A 17,894-nucleotide genomic window follows, 5' to 3' on the forward strand; every position below is an offset into this window, starting at 1 on the left:
GGCACCCGTCCGGCGCCAGGATGATGCCGGACGGAAGCTAGCACATCCTCCCGATCGCGTCTGGTCAAGATCGTTCAGTCGTCGGATTCGGACTGGACCGTCAGCAGGAAGGAATAAATGTTGTCGAACTGGTCATCAGTGAAGACCTCCTTCCAGGCCGGCATGCCCTTGCTCGGGCGTCCTTCATGCACGGTCGTCCAGTATGTTTCGCGCATGTCGTCGCCGTAGCGGTGACGGAGCAGCCGCAGGTCGATCTTCCGCTCGCTCTGGATCGCATCGGGACCGTGACAATGCGCGCAAGTTCCATTGAAGATTTCCTTGCCCGCACCGACCGCCTCGGCGGCGGGCGCAGCCGCATCGCCCTTGACCTCGGTCGCGGCGACCTTGGCGATCTCGGTCACTTGAACTGAGGTCCGGGCTCCGCCTGCCATGCCCGTCGTTGTTCCCGCAGGCTCCGCCTGGCCAGCGCCGAAGCGAACCGGCTCGCCGCCCGGCAAGCCATATTTCACCGCGAGCTCGCCGATCGTCCGTTGCAGCTGTGGCAGGACGGCATCGACGCGATCACGAAGCTCGGTGGACGTCTTGGCGAAGCCGATGGCCGCATCCCATGACAGGCCTTCGCCCGCGGTCAGCTCGATCTGGTAGCGATCATTGTAGCTGGTCTTGTTCAGCCAGCCCGCAACCGGCCCCCAGATGAAAGCGATGTCGGCTTTGCCCTGGTCAAGTGCCTGCATGCCCTCCTCCGGGGACAGCACGGTCACCATCTCAACGTCATCACGGCTCGCGAGCAGGTTTTGCGGTGTGGTGGCGAACTGCACGGCGACCCGCTTGCCCCTGAGGCCGGCGATGCCGCCGATGGCCTTCCCCTTGGCCGATTCCCTGGCGACCACGAGGGCATAGCCCTCCTTCGCGAACGGAGCGGAGAAGATCACGGCCGGTCCCATGAAGTCCTCGGACCGCGGCAGCCCGATCATGGCGTCGCATTGCCTGCCGAGCAGCGTGACGCGCACGGTACGCTTGCCGAAATAGGATTTGTACCAATCATAGGCGATCGGCCGGCCGAGCGCCTGCGCCAGGGCCTGCCCGATCTCGACATAGAAGCCCGGCTGCGACGGACTATCGCTGGAGAAGGGAAGATTGGTCGGATCGGCGCAGAGACGGAACGGCTGTGCTTCATCGGCGTGAGCCGTTGCGATGGGGGCGATCATTGCGGACGCGGCCGCCCACGCGACGAGCCCTGCAACGCTACGGTTTGCAATGCTACGGTTTGGCTTCTTGCCACTTCCAAGATGATTCGGACGCATCCTCATCTCCCGCAGTTGAGATTTGTTGGGTCAAGCGCGATGTCATCGCGCTTTCAGTTATTATTTTGAGCATGATCTTTTCGGAAAACCGCTGCGCACTTTTCCGGATCATGCTCCAGCGCTGCGGCACGCGCCATCAGCCGATGCCGCAACGATCGCCTGGAAAAAGCGCGCGCGTATCCCGTCACCTCTGAAAGATACGCGCGCGAGTGGTCACTGGACGGAGAACACGAAGAGCGAACCGCCCTCGGGAGCTGCGGCCGTCATCTTCTTGCCCACCTCGCCCAGGAACGCAGGCAGCGCAGCCGTGCGGCCGACGACGATGGCGACGTATTGCTTGCCATCGACCTGGTAGGTCACCGGGCCGGCGCCGATGCCGGAGCCGAGATTCTTGCTCCACAGCACCTTGCCGGATTTCGCGTCGATGGCACGGAAGTCGCCATGGATGTTGCCGGCGAACACGAGGCCGCCGCCGGTGGTCAGGGTGCCGCCATTGAACGGCAGGTCTTCCTTGATCGACCAGACCTTCTTCTGCGCCACCGGATCCCAGGCCATGAGCTCGCCGAGGAAGCCGCCGGGGCCTTCCTTGGTCGGGAATTCGGCGCCGAGATAGAACACGCCGCGCTTGTAGGCGACATCGCCGACCGACCAGTCCATGCAGACATTGTTGGACGGGATGTAGACGAGGCCGGTCTCGGGGTTGAACGACATCGGCTGCCAGTTCTTGCCGCCGACGAGATTCGGACAGATGTCCTTGGCGGGATGGCCCGGGCCCGGACGCTTGTCGGGATCCTCGACCGCGCGCAGCGTGGCGGTATCCCACTTCTGCGCCCAGCTGGTGAAGACGTATTTCTCCGCCGACAGCACCTTGCCGGTCTCGCGGTTGGCGACGAAGAAGAAGCCGTTGCGATCCGCCTTCATCAGCGCCGGAACGGTGCTGCCGCCGATCTTCAGATCCGCGAGCACGGCTTCGTTGACGCCGTCATAGTCCCAGGCATCCGCCGGGGTGGTCTGGATGTGCCACTTGATCTTGCCGGTGTTGGGATCGAGCGCCAGCGTCGAGGCGGTGTAGAGGTTGGTCAGCTTGCCGAAATTGCCGTCGCCGGTCGAGCGCACCCCGGTGTTCCATGGACCGGGATTGCTGGTGCCCCAATAGACCGTGTCGGTCTTGGCATCGTAGGAGCCGACCAGCCAGGCGGCGCCGCCGCCATGCTGGGCGGAATCGCCCTTCCAGCTGTCGCCGCCGGGCTCATCCGGGTTCGGCACGGTGTAGGTCTGCCAGACCTGCTTGCCGGTGTTGATGTCGAAGGCCTGGAGCGACCCGCGAACGCCATATTCGCCGCCGCCGAACCCCGTGATGACCTTGTCGCGCACGACGAGCGGCGGCGACGTAATGACCGAGCCCTGCTTGTAGTCGACCACTTTCGAGGTCCAGAGCGTTTTGCCGGTCGCCGCATCGAGCGCCGTCAGCTTGCCGTCGAGGCGGCCGACGAAGATCTTGCCGTCGGCATAGGAGACGCCGCGGCTGTTCACGTCGCAGCAGGCATATTGCAGCACATCATCGGGAATGTCGGGCTCGTAGGTCCATTTGCGCTGCCCGGTCGCCGCATCGAGCGCGTAGACGTATTTCGGACCCCACGAGCTCGAGACGTAGAGCGTGTTGCCGATCACGATCGGTGAGGATTCGTTCGAGCGTAGCGAGGCCAGCGAGAACGAATAGGCGAGCGTCAGCTTGCCTGCGTTCTCGGTGTTGATCTGCTTGAGGGGGCTGAAGCGCGTGTTTCCGTAATCGTGACCGGCAACGGCCCACTGGTTGGAATCGGACTGCGCCTTGATCAGGGAGTCGTTGGCGCGAGCGCCTGGCGTCGCGGCGGCCAGCATCGCAATCATCGAAATGCCGGCCAAGAAGCCCTTTGTTGCAAAGGTCATGTATTCCCTCCGATGTTGTTGTGTGCGCCGCGTTGGGCGCTCGTGATGCGCAGTTTGTCTGCGGCGCCATCGACCGTAATTACAACATCGCCTGACCGCGCTGAGTATGGGCGGAAGGTAGTAGTGCGAAATCATCGGCGCGTTCGTCGCTCATCTCTTTGTCGACGCTTGCGTCTTGCCCTTGTTTTGCAGCTCGAAATGGACGTTGGAATTTTTGCAAATCACGGGACGATTGAGCGGCAGGGTGGGCAACGGCGCGCTTCTCGCGCGCCGTGCCCACCACCTCTCTCGATCATGAAGAGATCGTGGGCACGCTTCGCTTTGCCCACCCTACGGCACCCTCGAATTGGGCAACACCGCGCGCAGCATCACGATGATGGCGCTACCACAGATGCAAAACTTTCGAAGAAATTCGCGGCGAGCTTGCGCGACGTCGAATCGATCAGTCGCGAACCGAGCTGCGCGAGCTTGCCGCCGATCTGCGCCTCGGCCTCGTAGTGCAGGATGGTGACGCCGGGAGATTCCTCTTCCAGCCTGACCTTCGCGCCGCCCTTGGCAAAGCCGGCGACGCCGCCGGCGCCTTCGCCGATAATGCGGTAGCCGTTGGGCGCATCGATATCGGTCAGCGTCACCTTGCCGCTGAACGTCGCCTTCACCGGGCCGACCTTCAGCACCACGGTCGCGACCATCTCCGTCGGCGACGCCATCTCGAGCGATTGGCAACCTGGAATGCAGCGCCTGAGAATGTCGGGATCGTTGAGCGCAGCCCACACATCGGCCTTCGACGCCGGGATACGCTGACTGTCGTTCATCTGCATCGCTTCCACCCCTTTGCTGTTGCTGTACAGCTCGACTAGGGGCGCGCGCGTGCGCAATCAATCGCCAGGAAGTACTAGGGCTGCGTGTTCTGATGTCTCATTCACTCAACGTCATTCCGGGGCGCGACGAAGTCGCGAGCCCGGAATCCATTTGCCCGCGGGCTCTGCCGCGCGATGGATTCCGGGCTCCCTCGCTCCGCTCGGGCCCCGCAATGACGTTCGAGTGTTGTGACGCCGACGGCCGTTCCACGTCCTCCAGCTGGCAGCCGTTCGCTGCATCGCAGCGAACAGAATCAATGACTTAGATCGCCGCCACGTACTACCAAGATCGCGGTTACAACGGCATGGGCGCGTGCTCCTATTCGCGCAACGAACAAGGCAGCAAAGGGAGAAACGAGGCGCGAGGGGTCGACGTCAAAGGCCGGCGTTTCGAAGCAGGTGCGGCCCGAGCACAGGCCGCCGACGAAGCGAACATCGTTCGACAGCTTCCTGCACGGCCGCGCCACGGATGGCGGCGGCACGGAACATCGCGACCGAATCGCGCGCTGCGGCAGCCGTCACAATGACCTTTCCATGACGCGTGGTGAGCAAAATCCCAGTTGCAAAGTTCCGTTCGCGCTGTCTCTAATTGGAATAATGACAAACATTCGGGAGGTATCACGTGTCTACAGTCAAACTGACGGTGAACGGCAAGGCCGTTGCCGTCGAGGTCGAGGACCGCACGCTGCTGGTCCATCTCTTGCGTGACCATCTCAACCTCACCGGCACCCATGTCGGCTGCGACACCAGCCAATGCGGCGCCTGCGTCGTCCACATGGACGGCCGTGCGGTGAAGTCCTGCACCATGCTCGCCGGCCAGGCCGACGGCGCCAACGTCACCACCATCGAAGGCATCGCCAAGGGCGACGAGCTGCACCCGATGCAGGCCGCCTTCCGCGACAATCACGGCCTGCAATGCGGCTATTGCACGCCGGGCATGATCATGTCGGCGATCGACATCGTGCAACGCCATGGTGGCGAGCTCGACGAGAGCACGGTCCGTCAGGAGCTCGAAGGCAATATCTGCCGCTGCACCGGCTACCACAACATCGTCAAAGCCGTGCTGGACGCGGCCGGACGCATGAAGGTCTCGCAGGCGGCCGAGTAAGGGCCCGCCTCGAACGAACAATCACCACTGCAGCTTTCGGTGGAAAGCGCAGGCACAGCAATTCCGGTCGGGAGGACCAGACATGGGTGTTGAAGGCATCGGCGCGCGCGTCGTGCGCAAGGAAGACAAGCGTTTCATCACCGGCAAGGGCCGGTACGTCGACGACATCAAATTGCTGGGCATGACCTATGCCCATTTCATCCGCAGCCCGCACGCGCACGCCAAGGTGAAGAAGATCGACGCGTCCGCCGCGCTGAAGCTGCCGGGCGTGGTTGCCGTTCTCACCGGACAAGAGCTCGTCGACGACAAGGTCGGCAACCTCATCTGCGGCTGGGCCATCACTTCCAAGGACGGCAGCCCGATGAAGATGGGCGCATGGCCGGCGATGGCGCCGGAGACCGTGCGCTTCGTCGGTCAGGCCGTCGCGGTCGTGATCGCCGACAGCAAGAACCTCGCGCGCGACGCGGCGGAAGCCGTCGTCGTCGATTACGAGGAACTCCCTGTCGTCGCCGACGTCCGTGCCGCCATCAAGGCCGGCGCGCCGCAGCTCCACCCCGAGGCCCCCGGCAATCAGGTCTATGACTGGGTGATCGGTGACGAGGCCGCCACGGATGCGGCCTTCGCCAAGGCCGCGAATGTGGTGACGATGGACCTCACCAACAATCGCCTGGCGCCGAACCCGATGGAGCCGCGCTCGGCGGTCGCCAGCTACGACGCCGCGGAGGAGCATTTCACGCTCTACACGACATCGCAGAACCCGCATGTCGCCCGGCTCGTGCTGTCCGCGTTCTACAACATCGCGCCCGAGCACAAGCTCCGCGTCATCGCGCCCGACGTCGGCGGCGGCTTCGGCTCCAAGATCTACATCTATCCGGAAGAGATGGTGGCGCTCTGGGCCTCCAAGAAGACCGGCCGCCCCGTGAAGTGGACCAGCGACCGCACCGAGGCCTTCCTCACCGACGCGCATGGCCGCGACCACGTCACCCATGCCGAGATGGCGTTCGACGCCAACAACAAGATCACCGGCTTGAAGGTGAAGACCTACGCCAATTTCGGCGCCTACATGTCGCTGTTCTCGTCGGCCGTGCCGACCTATCTCTACGCGACGCTGCTGTCGGGCCAGTACAACATCCCGCAGATCCATGCCGAGGTGATCGGCGTCTACACCAACACCACGCCGGTCGACGCTTATCGCGGCGCGGGCCGTCCCGAGGCCAGCTATCTGGTCGAACGCATGATGGAGACGGCGGCGCGGCAGCTGAACGTCGATCCGGCGGCGTTGCGCAGGAACAATTTCATCACCCAGTTCCCGCACCAGACGCCCGTGATCATGGCCTATGACACCGGCGACTTCAACGCCTCGCTCGACGCCGCGATGAAGGCGATCGACTATGCCGGCTTCCCCGCGCGCAAGGCCAAGGCGAAAGCCGACGGCAAGCTGCGCGGCATCGGCCTGTCCTGCTACATCGAGGCCTGCGGCATCGCGCCGTCCAAGGCGGTCGGCAGCCTTGGCGCCGGCGTCGGCCTGTGGGAATCGGCCGAAGTGCGCGTCAATCCGGTCGGCACCATCGAGATCCTGACGGGCTCGCACAGCCATGGCCAGGGCCACGAGACGACATTCTGTCAGCTCGTCGCCGACCGCCTCGGCATTCCCATCAGCCAGGTCTCGATCGTCCACGGCGATACCGACAAGGTGCAGTTCGGCATGGGCACCTATGGCTCGCGTTCCGCGGCCGTCGGTCTCACCGCGATCCTCAAGGCCATGGAGAAGATGGAAGCCAAGGCCAAGAAGATCGCCGCGCATGCGCTGGAGGCTTCGGAGGCCGACATCGTCATCGAGAACGGCGAGTTCAAGGTGACGGGCACCGACAAGGCGATCGCGCTGCCGATGGTCGCGCTCGCGGCCTACACCGCGCACAATCTGCCTGACGGGATGGAGCCGGGCCTGAAGGAAAGCGCCTTCTACGACCCCTCCAACTTCACCTTCCCGGCCGGCACCTATATCTGCGAGCTCGAGGTCGATTCCGGTACGGGCAAGACGAGCTTCGTCAACTTCGTCGCGGCGGACGATTTCGGCCGGCTGATCAACCCGATGATCGTCGAGGGCCAGGTCCATGGCGGCCTGGTTCAAGGCATCGGGCAGGCCTTGCTCGAGCACGCCATGTACGATGCCAACGGCCAGCCGGTCACGGCCTCGTTCATGGACTACGCCATGCCGCGCGCCGACGATGTGCCCTCCTTCAACCTCTCCCACACCACGACGCTGTGCCCGGGCAATCCGCTGGGCATCAAGGGTTGCGGTGAGGCCGGCGCAATCGGCGCCTCCGCGGCCGTGATCAACGCGATCACGGATGCGATCGGCAAGAACAACCTGGAAATGCCCGCAACCCCGGACAGGGTGTGGCGCACGATCCACGCGGCTTGACACCTCATCATCGTCATTCCGGGGCGATGCGAAGCATCGAACCCGGAATCTGGAGCCACGAATTCAACCTCGAGATTCCGGGTCTGCGCCTTCGGCGCATCCCGGAATGACAGAGAAAAGATTTCAGGAGCAACCAAGATGTATCAGACAACCTATCATCGCGCTTCCTCGGTGGATGAGGCCGCCAGCCTGTTCGGCAAGAGCAGCGAGGCGAAATTCCTTGCCGGTGGCCAGACGCTGCTGCCCGTCATGAAGCAGCGCCTCGCGGGGCCTTCCGATGTCATCGACGTCGCCAAGATCAAGGAATTGATCGGCGTCGAGGCCTCGGGCGACACGTTGACCATCAAGGCGGCCACGCCGCATTACGATGTGGCGAGCAGCGATGCCGCCAAGAAGGCGATCCCCGCGCTCGCCTATCTGGCTTCGCAGATCGGCGACCCTGCCGTGCGCTATCGCGGCACGATCGGCGGCTCGATCGCCAACAACGATCCGGCCGCGGATTACCCGGCCGCCCTGCTCGCGCTCGGCGCCACCGTGAAGACCAACAAGCGGTCGATCGCGGCGGACGATTTCTTCAAGGGCCTGTTCACGACCGCGCTTGAAGACGGCGAGATCATCACCGCCGTGTCGTTCCCGGTTCCGACCAAAGCAGGCTATGCCAAGATGCGGCATCCCGCCTCGCGCTTCGCGCTGACCGCCGTCTTCGTCGCACAGACGAAAGCGGGCGAGATCCGCGTTGCCGCGACCGGCGCCTCGCAAAGCGGCGTGATGCGGGTTGGCGCGATCGAGTCCGCGCTGAAGGCGAGTTGGTCGCCGTCGGCGATCGACAGCGTCAGCATTCCCGCGAGCGGGCTGCTGGCCGACATCCACGGCACGGCGGAGTACCGCGCCAACCTCGTCAAGGTGATGGCGCAGCGCGCGGTGACTGCCGCGGGCTGATAATCCCGCGCCAGCGTCTCGACACAAATTTTCCGCGGCGCGCACTTCGGTGCGCGCCGTTTTATTTTGCCCATGCGGAATGAAAACCGCTTGCCTCGCTGGCGGGAAGGCGAGAAAAGTTAATCAGCCGATTAACTCGCCACCAAGAGCAACGTCAGAGGCGTTTGCCGGATCACCGGCATTCGCCCGCGACCCGAGGAAACAACAACGTGCTCGACAAAGCAGCTCCCACCTCATCCGTCCGCGCCACCGGCCCGCTCGCGGGCTTCCGCATCGTCGAATTCGCCGGCATCGGACCCGGCCCGTTCGCCTGCATGATGCTGGCCGACATGGGCGCCGAAATCGTCACGCTCGACCGTGTCGGCGCCAAGAAGAGCATGAAGTCGGTGGCGGGGCGCGGCCGCAAGCTGATCGAGCTCGACCTCAAGGACAAGGCGGCGATTGCTGAGGTGCTCGACCTGCTTGCCAGCGCCGACGCGCTGGTCGAAGGGTTTCGTCCTGGCGTGATGGAGCGGCTCGGGCTCGGTCCTGACATCGTGCTCGCGCGCAATCCAAGGCTGGTCTACGGCCGCATGACCGGCTGGGGGCAGGAAGGCCCGCTGGCGAACGCGGCCGGCCACGACATCAACTACATCTCGATCACCGGCGCGCTCGCCGCGATCGGCACTGACGAGGCGCCGGTGCCGCCGCTCAACCTGGTCGGTGATTTCGGCGGCGGCGCGCTCTATCTCGTCGTCGGCGTGCTCGCCGCGCTGCTGGAAGCATCAAAGTCCGGCAAGGGCCAGGTGGTCGACGCCGCGATGTGCGATGGCGCAGCCTCGCTGATGTCGTTCTTCTTCGACATGAAGACACTGGGACGCTGGACCGAAGGCCGCAACCGCAATTTCCTCGATGGCGGCGCGCACTTCTACGGCGTCTATGAATGCGCCTGCGGCCATTTCGTCTCGATCGGCTCGATCGAGCCGCAATTCTACGCGCTGCTGCGCCAGCATGCGGGCCTCAACGATGCAGACTTCGATGCACAGATGGACCCCAAGGCCTGGCCCGCGCTGAAGGAGAAGCTGAAAGCGGTGTTCAAGAGCAAGACGCGCGAGGACTGGTGCAAGATCATGGAAGGCACCGACATCTGCTTTGCGCCTGTGTTGACCATGTCGGAAGCGACCGCGCATCCGCACATGGTCGCCCGCAACGTCTTCATCGAGCGCCATGGCGTGAAACAGCCGGCACCGGCGCCGCGCTTCTCGCGTACGCCGTCGGCGGTGCGCGAGCCGGAGGTGGCGGCGATCGGGGCGGTGACGAGGGCGTGGAAGGGCTGACGTCATTCCGGGGCGCTCGCGTCGCGAGCGAACCCGGAATCCGGAGATTGTCACATCGAGATTCCGGGTTCGCGCTGACGCGCGCCCCGGAATGACGGTCAGTCGCGTAGGGTGGCGGCAGCGTCCTTACGCCGCGTTCCCCACCTTCAACACGCCGCGGCGGATCTGATCTTCCTCGATCGACTCGAACAGCGCCTTGAAATTGCCTTCGCCAAAGCCGTCGTCGCCCTTGCGCTGGATGAACTCGAAGAAGATCGGGCCGATCGCGTTGGCCGAGAAGATCTGCAGCAGCACCTTGGTCTGGCCGCCGTCGACCACGCCTTCGCCGTCGATCAGGATGCCGTTCTTCTGCAGACGTGCGACGTCCTCACCGTGCTTGGGCAGGCGGGCATCGATCTTCTCGAAATAGGTCGCGGGCGGCGACGGCATGAAGGGCAGGCCGGCTTCGCGCAGGCCTTCGATGGTTTTGTAGATGTCGCGGCAACCGCAGGCGATGTGCTGGATGCCTTCGCCACGATAGGTCTTCAGATATTCCTCGATCTGACCGGAATCGCCGGCGTCCTCGTTGATCGGAATCCGGATCTTGCCATCAGGGCTGGTCAGCGCACGCGAGAACAGGCCGGAGGCGCGGCCCTCGATGTCGAAGAAACGAATCTGGCGGAAGTTGAACAGTTTTTCGTAGAAGCCGGCCCAGACATCCATGCGGCCGCGATGGACGTTGTGGGTGAGGTGATCGAGATAGAACAGGCCGGCACCATGGGGCCGCGGATCGCGCGCACCCAGCCATTCGAACTCGGCATCATAGGCCGAGCCCTTGGCGCCGTAGCGATCGACGAAATAAAGCAGGCTGCCGCCAATGCCCTTGATCGCGGGCACATCCAGCGTCTTCTGCGCCGATGTCACGCCAGCCGGCTCGGCGCCGAGCGCAATCGCGCGGTCATAGGCCGCCTTGGCATCGACCACGCGAAACGCCATCGACGGCGCGCAGGGGCCGTGGGCGGCCACGAACTCGTAACCGTGGGTGCCGGGCTCCTCATTGACGAGATAGTTGATGTCGCCCTGGCGATAGACGGTGATGTTCCTGGTCTTGTGGCGCGCGACCGGCGCATAGCCCATCAGCTTGAACAGATCGTGCAGCTGCTCGGGATCGGGATGTGCATATTCGACGAACTCGAACCCGTCGGTGCCCATCGGATTGTCTGATGTGATCGTGGCCGGCGGTGCATCGTGCGGAAACGGACCCATTGCGGTTCTCCCAATTGCTGCTGGGTAGAACTATCCTTCATGGGGCGCGCAATGAGCGTGCAAACGGAACGCGTTTTCGCTATCCTATGCACGATCTGTGCACGAAATGGACAAATGACGCATGATTCCGGTGGATGCCTTCGACCTCAAGATCCTGGGTGCGCTCCAGGATGACGGCCGCCTCACCAACCAGGAGCTCGCCGAGCTGGCCGGCCTCTCGGCCTCGCAATGCTCGCGGCGGCGGATGCGGCTGGAGCAGGAGAAGGTGATCGCGGGCTATCACGCCGACCTCTCCAGCGAGGCGCTCGGCTTCGGCGTGATCGCCTTCATCCAGGTCGGGCTTGCGACCCACTCGCCGGACAATTCAAAGCGCTTCCGCGCGCTGGTGAACCGGATCGACGAGATCCAGGAGGCCTATTCGCTCACGGGCGATGCCGACTACGTGCTGAAAGCCGTGCTGCGTGACCTCAAGGGCCTCTCCAATCTTGTCAATGACGTCCTGATGCCGCACCAGAGCGTGGCGCATGTGCGCTCCTCGATCGTGCTCGACCGGCTGAAAGAGAGCTCAAAGCTGCCGCTGAAGGATTTGAAGGCTGGCTGAAATCGAGGGAACTACGCCATTCGCGGCTCCCGCGCGGTCTGCGATGATCGAGATCGATCCGGGAGACTTTAGCATGGCCCTTCAGCTGCGACCGAACTGCGAATATTGCGACCGCGACCTGCCGCCATCAGCCACCGACGCGCGGATCTGCTCCTATGAATGCACCTTTTGCGCCGATTGCGTCGAGACAAAGCTGTTCAACGTCTGTCCGAACTGCGGCGGCGGCTTTGCGCCGCGCCCGATCCGCCCGACGCAGGAATGGCGGCCGGGCGTCTGCACCAGCAAGCAGGCGCCGTCGGACAAGCGGGTGCATTTGAAGTACAGCCTGGACGACGTCGCCGCGCATTGCGCGCGGGTGCGCGACGTGCCGCCGGAGAAACGGTGAATCCGAGGTCGTCGTTCCGGGGCGATGCGCAGCATCGAACCCGGAACCTCGAGATTCCGGGTTCACGCTTCGCGTGCCCCGGAATGACAGCGGCTATTCCGCCGGCACAATCGTCCCCTCGACCTCACCGAAGCCGATTCGATAGCCGTTGCCCTGGCACCAGCCGCGCATGACGAGGCTGTCGCCATCTTCCAGGAACGCGCGCCTGGCGCCGCCGGGCAATTCCACCGGCTCGGTACCGTTCCAGCTGATCTCCAGAAGGCTGCCGCGCTGGTTTTTCTCGGGGCCGGAGATGGTGCCGCTGCCGAGGAGATCGCCGACATTCATCGCACAACCGCTTGAAGCATGGTGCATGAGCTGCTGCACCGAGGACCAGTACATGTATTTGAAACTGGTGCGGCTGATGCTCGCCGGCGCATTGGCGCCGGCGGTGCGCAAGGAGACGTCGAGCGCGATATCGTAGTTCTGCGGCCTCACCTGCTTCAGATAATCCAGCGGCACCGGCTGCTGCTCCGGCCCCTTCAGCCGGAACGGCTCCAGCGCCTCGCGCGTCACCACCCAAGGGCTGATCGAGGTCGCAAACGCTTTCGCCAGGAACGGCCCGAGCGGCACGTATTCCCATTGCTGGATATCGCGCGCGCTCCAGTCGTTGAGCAGCACGAAGCCGAAGATCATCTCCTCGGCCTGGCTCTCGGTCAGCATGCCGCCCATCGGCGACGGCTGGCCGATGACGACACCCATTTCCAGCTCGAAATCGAGCCGCTTGCAGGGTGCGAAGCTCGGCACCTCCACGTTCGGCGGCTTCAACTGCCCGCGCGGCCGCTTCACCTTGGTGCCTGACACCACGACTGTGGAGGCGCGGCCATTATAAGCGATCGGCATGTACAGCCAGTTCGGCTGCAGTGCATTGTCCTTGCCGCGGAACATCACGCCGACATTGGTGGCGTGCTCCTTCGAGGAATAGAAATCGGTGTAGCCGGAGACCGCGAAGGGCAGATGCAGCTTTGCCTCGCGCATCGGCACCAGCGCTCGGCTGCGCAGCTCCTCATTGTCGCGCAGCTCCGGATGATCGTGACGGAGCAGCTCGCTGATGCGCGCGCGAGTCTTCGTCCAGATCTTTGGTCCCAGCGCCATAAATGGATTGAGCGAGGGTCCGGAGAAGACGCCAAGCGCTCCGACATCGAGCCGCGAATCCTGCTCGAGCTCCCAGAGGTCGAGCACGTAATCGCCGATGGCGACGCCAACGCGCGGCGTTGGATTGCCAGGGGTCGAGAACACGCCGTAGGGCAGGTTCTGGATTGGGAAGTCGGAAGAAGGATCGACGTCGATGAATGAGCGGAGGGTGGGGTCATTGGGGTGGGGCATTGGGTTTCCTGCCGGATAACTCGACGGTTTCTCCGCCGTCGTTCCGGGGCGCGCGTAGCGCGAGCCCGGAATCCATTCATCCATGTAACCGGTGGTGCAATGGATTCCGGGCCCGCGCCTTCGGCGCATCCCGGAATGACGAAGTAACTACGGCCTGTTCGGATCGAACCGCTTTTCCAGCCCCTTCCAGCAATCGGCATAGTCGTCCTGGAGGGTCGACGACTTCGCGGCATGGGCCGTGACGCGCTGCGGGTAGCGGGTCTCGAACATGAACGCCATGGTGCCTGTGAGCTTCACCGGCTTCAATTCGCCATTGCTGGCGTGCTCGAAGGCGTCGCGATCGGGGCCGTGCGGCAGCATGCAATTGTGCAGGCTCATGCCGCCGGGGACGAAGCCCTGCGGCTTGGCGTCGTAGACGCCGTAGATCAGGCCCATGAACTCGCTCATGATGTTCATGTGATACCAGGGCGGGCGGAAGGTGTTGTCGGCGACCATCCAGCGCTCCGGGAAGATGACGAAATCGATGTTCGCGGTGCCAGGGGTCTCCGATGGCGAGGTCAGCACCGTGAAGATCGAGGGATCGGGATGATCGAAGCTGATCGCGCCGACCGGCGAGAAGGCGCGCAGATCGTATTTGTACGGCGCGTAATTGCCGTGCCAGGCCACGACGTCGATCGGCGAATGGGCGAGCTGCGTCTTGAACAGCGAGCCGCCCCATTTCACGTAAAGCTCGGTCGGCGTCTCCTTGTCCTCGTAATTTGCGACCGGCGTGAGGAAGTCGCGCGCATTGGCGAGGCAATTCGCGCCGATCGGCCCGCGCTCCGGCAGCGTGAACGCGCCGCCGTAGTTTTCGCAGAGATAGCCGCGTGCCGGACCGTTCGGAATCTCGACGCGGAATTTCACGCCGCGGGGGATCACCACGATCTCGCCGGGCTCGGCATCGATGCGGCCGAATTCGGTGACGAGGCGCAAGTTTCCCTGCTGGAGCACGAACATCAGCTCGCCGTCGGCATTGTAGAAATGCTGGTCCACCATCGACTTGGTGATGAGATAGACATGCGCGGCCATGCCGGCCTGCGTATTGACGTCGCCGGCTGTGGTCATGGTCTGCACGCCCTGGAGGAAGGTGACCTCCTCCTTCGGCAGCGGCGTCGGGTCCCAGCGCAATTGCGCGATCGGCAGATCGTATTCGTGGCACGGCGCCGAGCGCCACAGGCCGGCGTCGACCTTTTCGAAGCGGCCGGAATGCTTCACCGAGGGGCGGATGCGATAGAGCCAGGAGCGCTCATTGCTGCCGCGTGGCGCGGTGAAGGGTGAGCCCGAGAGCTGCTCGGCGTAGAGCCCGTAGGCGCAGCGCTGCGGCGAGTTGCGCCCGATCGGCAACGCGCCCGGCAGCGCCTCGGTCTCAAAACTGTTGCCGAAGCCGGACATGTAGCCCGGCGTCACCTGCCCCGAGCTGCGGACGATCTGATCAGGCGAGGTATTGATGTTCATGACTATCCTCCTCCTTGCAGGGCGGCCCACATTTCCTGGTCGCGCTTGTCGGTCCAGATCACGGGATCGTCGATGCCCGACGCTTCGTCATAGGCGCGCGAGACGTTGAACGGCAGGCAGTGCTCGTAGATGGCGAAGCTGGAAAATTTCGGATCCATGACCTCGCGCGTCGCCGCCATCGATTCCTTCAGCGTGCGTCCCTTCGCGACCGAGATTTCGGCGGCGCCATAGAGCGAGGTGACGAAATCGCGCGTCATCGCGATGGCCTCGCGCACGGTGGCGGTGCCCTTCAGCGCATCGCCGCGGCCCGGCGCAATCGCCTTGGGATTGAAGTTGCGGATCTCGTTCAGCGTCAGCGGCCATTCGCGCAAATGCGCATCGCCGCAATAGCAGGCCGAGTGATATTCGATGAGGTCGCCGGAGAACATCACCTCGGCATCCGGCACCCAGGCGACGATGTCACCGGAGGTGTGGCCGGCCCCGAGCTGCATCAGCCGCACCTCGCGCTTGCCGAGATAGATCGACATCTCGCCTTCGAAGGTCAGCGTCGGCCAGGTCAGGCCGGGAATGCTGGCCGCGTCCTGGAACAGGCGTGGGAAGCGGCCGTATTCGGAATCCCAATCCTGCTGGCCGCGCTCCTCGATCAGCCGATAGGTCTCCTGCGAGGCGACGATGCCCTGCGCGTGATAAGCGGAGGCCCCGAGCACGCGCACGGCGTGATAATGCGACAGCACGACATATTTGATCGGCTTGTCCGTCACCTTGCGCACGCGTTCGATCACCTTGTTCGCCATCGCGGGCGTTGCCTGCGCGTCGAACACGAGGCAGCCATCGTCGCCGACGATCACAGCGGTGTTCGGATCGCCCTCGGCGGTGAAGGCATAGAGATCGGCGCCGATCTCGGAGAAGGTGATCTTCTTTTCGGCGAGATCGCCGGTGGATGCGAAGTTCTTCGCCATCAATTCATCCTTACGAAGTTATTGTTGTTGCTGTTGCTGTTGCTGCTGGCCATCGATCATGCGGCGTTTCGCCAGCACCAGCGCTTCCCGCAGCACATCGATATCGCCGATATGGTTGGCGAGGATCAGCACCAGCGCCGCGTCGAAATCAGCGCTCTGCTCTTCAGTAAGGCCGCGATGCGCTTCGACGATGGCGCGAAAGGCATCGTCAGGCCGCGCGAAGTTGGAGCTGGTTGATAGCGGCATGCCAAACCTCAATTCAAGCCTTGAGCCCGCGACAATGCCGCCGCGACGCTAGCGCGCGTCGGATGGCGGAAGCGTGCCGCGACATAGCCATCGGGCCTGAGCAGATAGGCCGTTTCAGGCGCGGCGTCATAGCGGCTGGCGACGAGGCCCGCGGGATCGGCCAATCCGCCCACCCCGCCGATGCGGATGTCCTTGACGCCGTCGGGGGCATCGAACGCCGCGCCATTGCTGAACGACAGCAAGGCGAAGTCCGTTCCACCTTTCCGGAACGCGTCCGTCAGGTAGACCTCCTCGCCCACGGGAGCATCGAGCATGGAACAGCCGGGACGAGGCCCTCCGGCCCATGCATCCGCGTCCGGCGATGACAGCGGCGAGTCGTAGCTGCACGGCACCGAGAGCCGGCCGCCATTGACCATGCGCTTGCCGAACTCGGTCTCCTTGGCCAGCGCCAGCACCGCCTTGTGCAGCCGCGCTTCCTGATGCGAGTTCGGCGCCATGAAATCGGTCGAGCGGGTGGATTCGCGGATGTTCTCGTCGGCCGCCAGGCTGCGCTCGATATGATAGCTCTCGAGCAGGCTCGCCGGCGAAATACCACGCAGCACACGATCGAGCTTCCAGGAAAGATTTTCGGCGTCTTCAAGCCCGGAGTTCGCGCCGCGCGCGCCAAAGGGCGAGACCTGATGTGCGGAATCGCCGGCAAAGATCACGCGGCCATGAATGAAGCGGTCCATCCGCCGGCACTGGAATTTGTAGAGCGAGATCCATTCGAACTCGAACTTGTCGTGGCCGAGCATGCGCGCGATTCGCGGCCGCACGTTCTCGGGCTTCTTCTCGACGACAGGATCGGCGTAGCGATTGAGCTGGAGATCGATGCGCCAGACATCGTCGGGCTGCCGGTGCAGCAGCGCCGAGCGGCCGGCATGGAACGGCGGATCGAACCAGAACCAGCGCTCGGTCGGGAATGCCGCGGTCATCTTGACGTCGGCGATCAGGAACTGGTCCTCGAACACCTGTCCGCCAAACTCCGCGCCGACCATCTGCCGCAGCGATGAACGCGCGCCGTCGCAGGCGACGACATATTGCGCCTGCAAGCGATAGGCGCCTTCAGGCGTCTCGATCGTCAGCAAGGCGGAATCATTGCGCTGCTCGAGTGCGGTCACCTTGTTGCGCCAGCGCAGGTCGATCGCAGGCAGCTCGCTGATGCGATCGACCAGATAGGCTTCGGCGTAATATTGCTGGAGGTTGATGAAGGCCGGCCGCTTGTGGCCGTCTTCCGGCAACAGGTTGAACTGATATAGCTGGGACTCGCCGTGAAAGATGCGGCCGACGCTCCACACCACGCCCTTGTCGACCATGCGGTCGGCGACGCCAAGCCGGTCCCAATATTCCAGCGAACGCTTCGAGAAGCAGATCGCGCGCGAGCCTTCGCCGATGCGATCGGCGTCATCCAGCAGGACGACACGCTGGCCGCGCTGGGCAAGATCGATGGCGAGCGACAGGCCGACCGGGCCAGCCCCGACGACCACGACCGGATGCTCGGCCGCGCTTTGGCCGGGACGGTCCTGGTCGGGGTGGCGGCGATAGCCGAATTGGATTTTGGCCTGATGCGTATTGGCTGGCGCCATACACTAACCTCGGCTCTGGTCAGGAGAGCACTGATCTGCTAGATAGTCTCACGTGCAACTATTTTGGACCGGAGCCGGCCGGCCGTCAACTGGAAT

The 17,894-nt window shown here is 63.9% G+C and carries 16 protein-coding genes; 6 read left to right on the forward strand and 10 right to left on the reverse strand.

Annotated features, from left to right (window positions below):
* Positions 1 to 74 precede the first annotated feature (74 nt).
* The 4 genes from XH80_RS08245 to XH80_RS08260 form a co-directional block, all read right to left on the reverse strand.
* Complete coding sequence (locus tag XH80_RS08245; protein WP_271598166.1) at positions 75 to 1,208, reverse strand: c-type cytochrome; 1,134 nt, start codon at positions 1,206 to 1,208, stop codon at positions 75 to 77.
* Between the two features lie 309 nt (positions 1,209 to 1,517).
* The gene (locus XH80_RS08250; protein WP_228749826.1) at positions 1,518 to 3,233 is read right to left on the reverse strand and encodes a PQQ-dependent methanol/ethanol family dehydrogenase; all 1,716 of its coding nucleotides are present in this window, start codon (positions 3,231 to 3,233) and stop codon (positions 1,518 to 1,520) included.
* Positions 3,234 to 3,312: 79 nt separating this feature from the next.
* On the reverse strand, positions 3,313 to 3,513 hold the full coding sequence (locus tag XH80_RS08255) for a hypothetical protein (protein ID WP_271598167.1): 201 nt from the start codon (positions 3,511 to 3,513) through the stop codon (positions 3,313 to 3,315).
* A gap of 88 nt (positions 3,514 to 3,601) precedes the next feature.
* On the reverse strand, positions 3,602 to 4,051 hold the full coding sequence (locus XH80_RS08260; protein ID WP_128949285.1) for an SRPBCC family protein: 450 nt from the start codon (positions 4,049 to 4,051) through the stop codon (positions 3,602 to 3,604).
* Positions 4,052 to 4,712: 661 nt separating this feature from the next.
* Here XH80_RS08260 and XH80_RS08265 point away from each other — a divergent pair.
* The 4 genes from XH80_RS08265 to XH80_RS08280 all read left to right on the forward strand — a co-directional run bounded on the left by XH80_RS08265 (position 4,713) and on the right by XH80_RS08280 (position 9,878).
* Positions 4,713 to 5,198 carry a (2Fe-2S)-binding protein gene (locus XH80_RS08265; RefSeq protein WP_271598168.1) on the forward strand — a complete coding sequence of 162 codons (486 nt, stop codon included), beginning with the start codon at positions 4,713 to 4,715 and terminating at the stop codon, positions 5,196 to 5,198.
* Positions 5,199 to 5,280: 82 nt separating this feature from the next.
* The gene (locus tag XH80_RS08270) at positions 5,281 to 7,623 is read left to right on the forward strand and encodes a xanthine dehydrogenase family protein molybdopterin-binding subunit (RefSeq protein ID WP_271598169.1); all 2,343 of its coding nucleotides are present in this window, start codon (positions 5,281 to 5,283) and stop codon (positions 7,621 to 7,623) included.
* Positions 7,624 to 7,761: 138 nt separating this feature from the next.
* Positions 7,762 to 8,562 carry an FAD binding domain-containing protein gene (locus tag XH80_RS08275; RefSeq protein ID WP_271598170.1) on the forward strand — a complete coding sequence of 267 codons (801 nt, stop codon included), beginning with the start codon at positions 7,762 to 7,764 and terminating at the stop codon, positions 8,560 to 8,562.
* A 209-nt stretch (positions 8,563 to 8,771) separates the two neighbouring features.
* On the forward strand, positions 8,772 to 9,878 hold the full coding sequence (locus tag XH80_RS08280) for a CaiB/BaiF CoA transferase family protein (RefSeq protein WP_271598171.1): 1,107 nt from the start codon (positions 8,772 to 8,774) through the stop codon (positions 9,876 to 9,878).
* A gap of 126 nt (positions 9,879 to 10,004) precedes the next feature.
* Here XH80_RS08280 and hppD read toward each other — a convergent pair whose 3' ends face one another.
* Positions 10,005 to 11,123, reverse strand: a complete 1,119-nt coding sequence (hppD, locus tag XH80_RS08285; RefSeq protein WP_271598172.1) for a 4-hydroxyphenylpyruvate dioxygenase — start codon at positions 11,121 to 11,123, stop codon at positions 10,005 to 10,007.
* A gap of 121 nt (positions 11,124 to 11,244) precedes the next feature.
* On the opposite strand from hppD, the gene XH80_RS08290 reads away from it, so the two are divergent.
* Together XH80_RS08290 and XH80_RS08295 are read left to right on the forward strand one after the other, a co-directional pair.
* The gene (locus XH80_RS08290) at positions 11,245 to 11,724 is read left to right on the forward strand and encodes an Lrp/AsnC family transcriptional regulator (RefSeq protein ID WP_057743490.1); all 480 of its coding nucleotides are present in this window, start codon (positions 11,245 to 11,247) and stop codon (positions 11,722 to 11,724) included.
* A gap of 73 nt (positions 11,725 to 11,797) precedes the next feature.
* Positions 11,798 to 12,109, forward strand: coding sequence for a DUF1272 domain-containing protein (locus XH80_RS08295; protein ID WP_271598173.1), 312 nt, complete (start codon positions 11,798 to 11,800; stop codon positions 12,107 to 12,109).
* A 93-nt stretch (positions 12,110 to 12,202) separates the two neighbouring features.
* On the opposite strand, the gene fahA is transcribed toward XH80_RS08295, so the two are convergent.
* The 5 genes from fahA to XH80_RS08320 all read right to left on the reverse strand — a co-directional run bounded on the left by fahA (position 12,203) and on the right by XH80_RS08320 (position 17,798).
* On the reverse strand, positions 12,203 to 13,474 hold the full coding sequence (fahA, locus tag XH80_RS08300; protein ID WP_271598174.1) for a fumarylacetoacetase: 1,272 nt from the start codon (positions 13,472 to 13,474) through the stop codon (positions 12,203 to 12,205).
* Positions 13,475 to 13,621: 147 nt separating this feature from the next.
* Positions 13,622 to 14,968, reverse strand: coding sequence for a homogentisate 1,2-dioxygenase (hmgA, locus tag XH80_RS08305; protein ID WP_271598175.1), 1,347 nt, complete (start codon positions 14,966 to 14,968; stop codon positions 13,622 to 13,624).
* A gap of 2 nt (positions 14,969 to 14,970) precedes the next feature.
* Positions 14,971 to 15,927, reverse strand: a complete 957-nt coding sequence (locus XH80_RS08310) for an MBL fold metallo-hydrolase (protein ID WP_271598176.1) — start codon at positions 15,925 to 15,927, stop codon at positions 14,971 to 14,973.
* Positions 15,928 to 15,945: 18 nt separating this feature from the next.
* Positions 15,946 to 16,173, reverse strand: coding sequence for a DUF2783 domain-containing protein (locus XH80_RS08315; RefSeq protein ID WP_271598177.1), 228 nt, complete (start codon positions 16,171 to 16,173; stop codon positions 15,946 to 15,948).
* A gap of 8 nt (positions 16,174 to 16,181) precedes the next feature.
* Positions 16,182 to 17,798, reverse strand: coding sequence for an FAD-dependent oxidoreductase (locus XH80_RS08320; RefSeq protein ID WP_271598178.1), 1,617 nt, complete (start codon positions 17,796 to 17,798; stop codon positions 16,182 to 16,184).
* Between the last annotated feature and the right edge of the window lie 96 nt (positions 17,799 to 17,894).

The organism is Bradyrhizobium sp. CCBAU 45384 (assembly GCF_028128665.1).
Classification (GTDB): domain Bacteria; phylum Pseudomonadota; class Alphaproteobacteria; order Rhizobiales; family Xanthobacteraceae; genus Bradyrhizobium; species Bradyrhizobium manausense.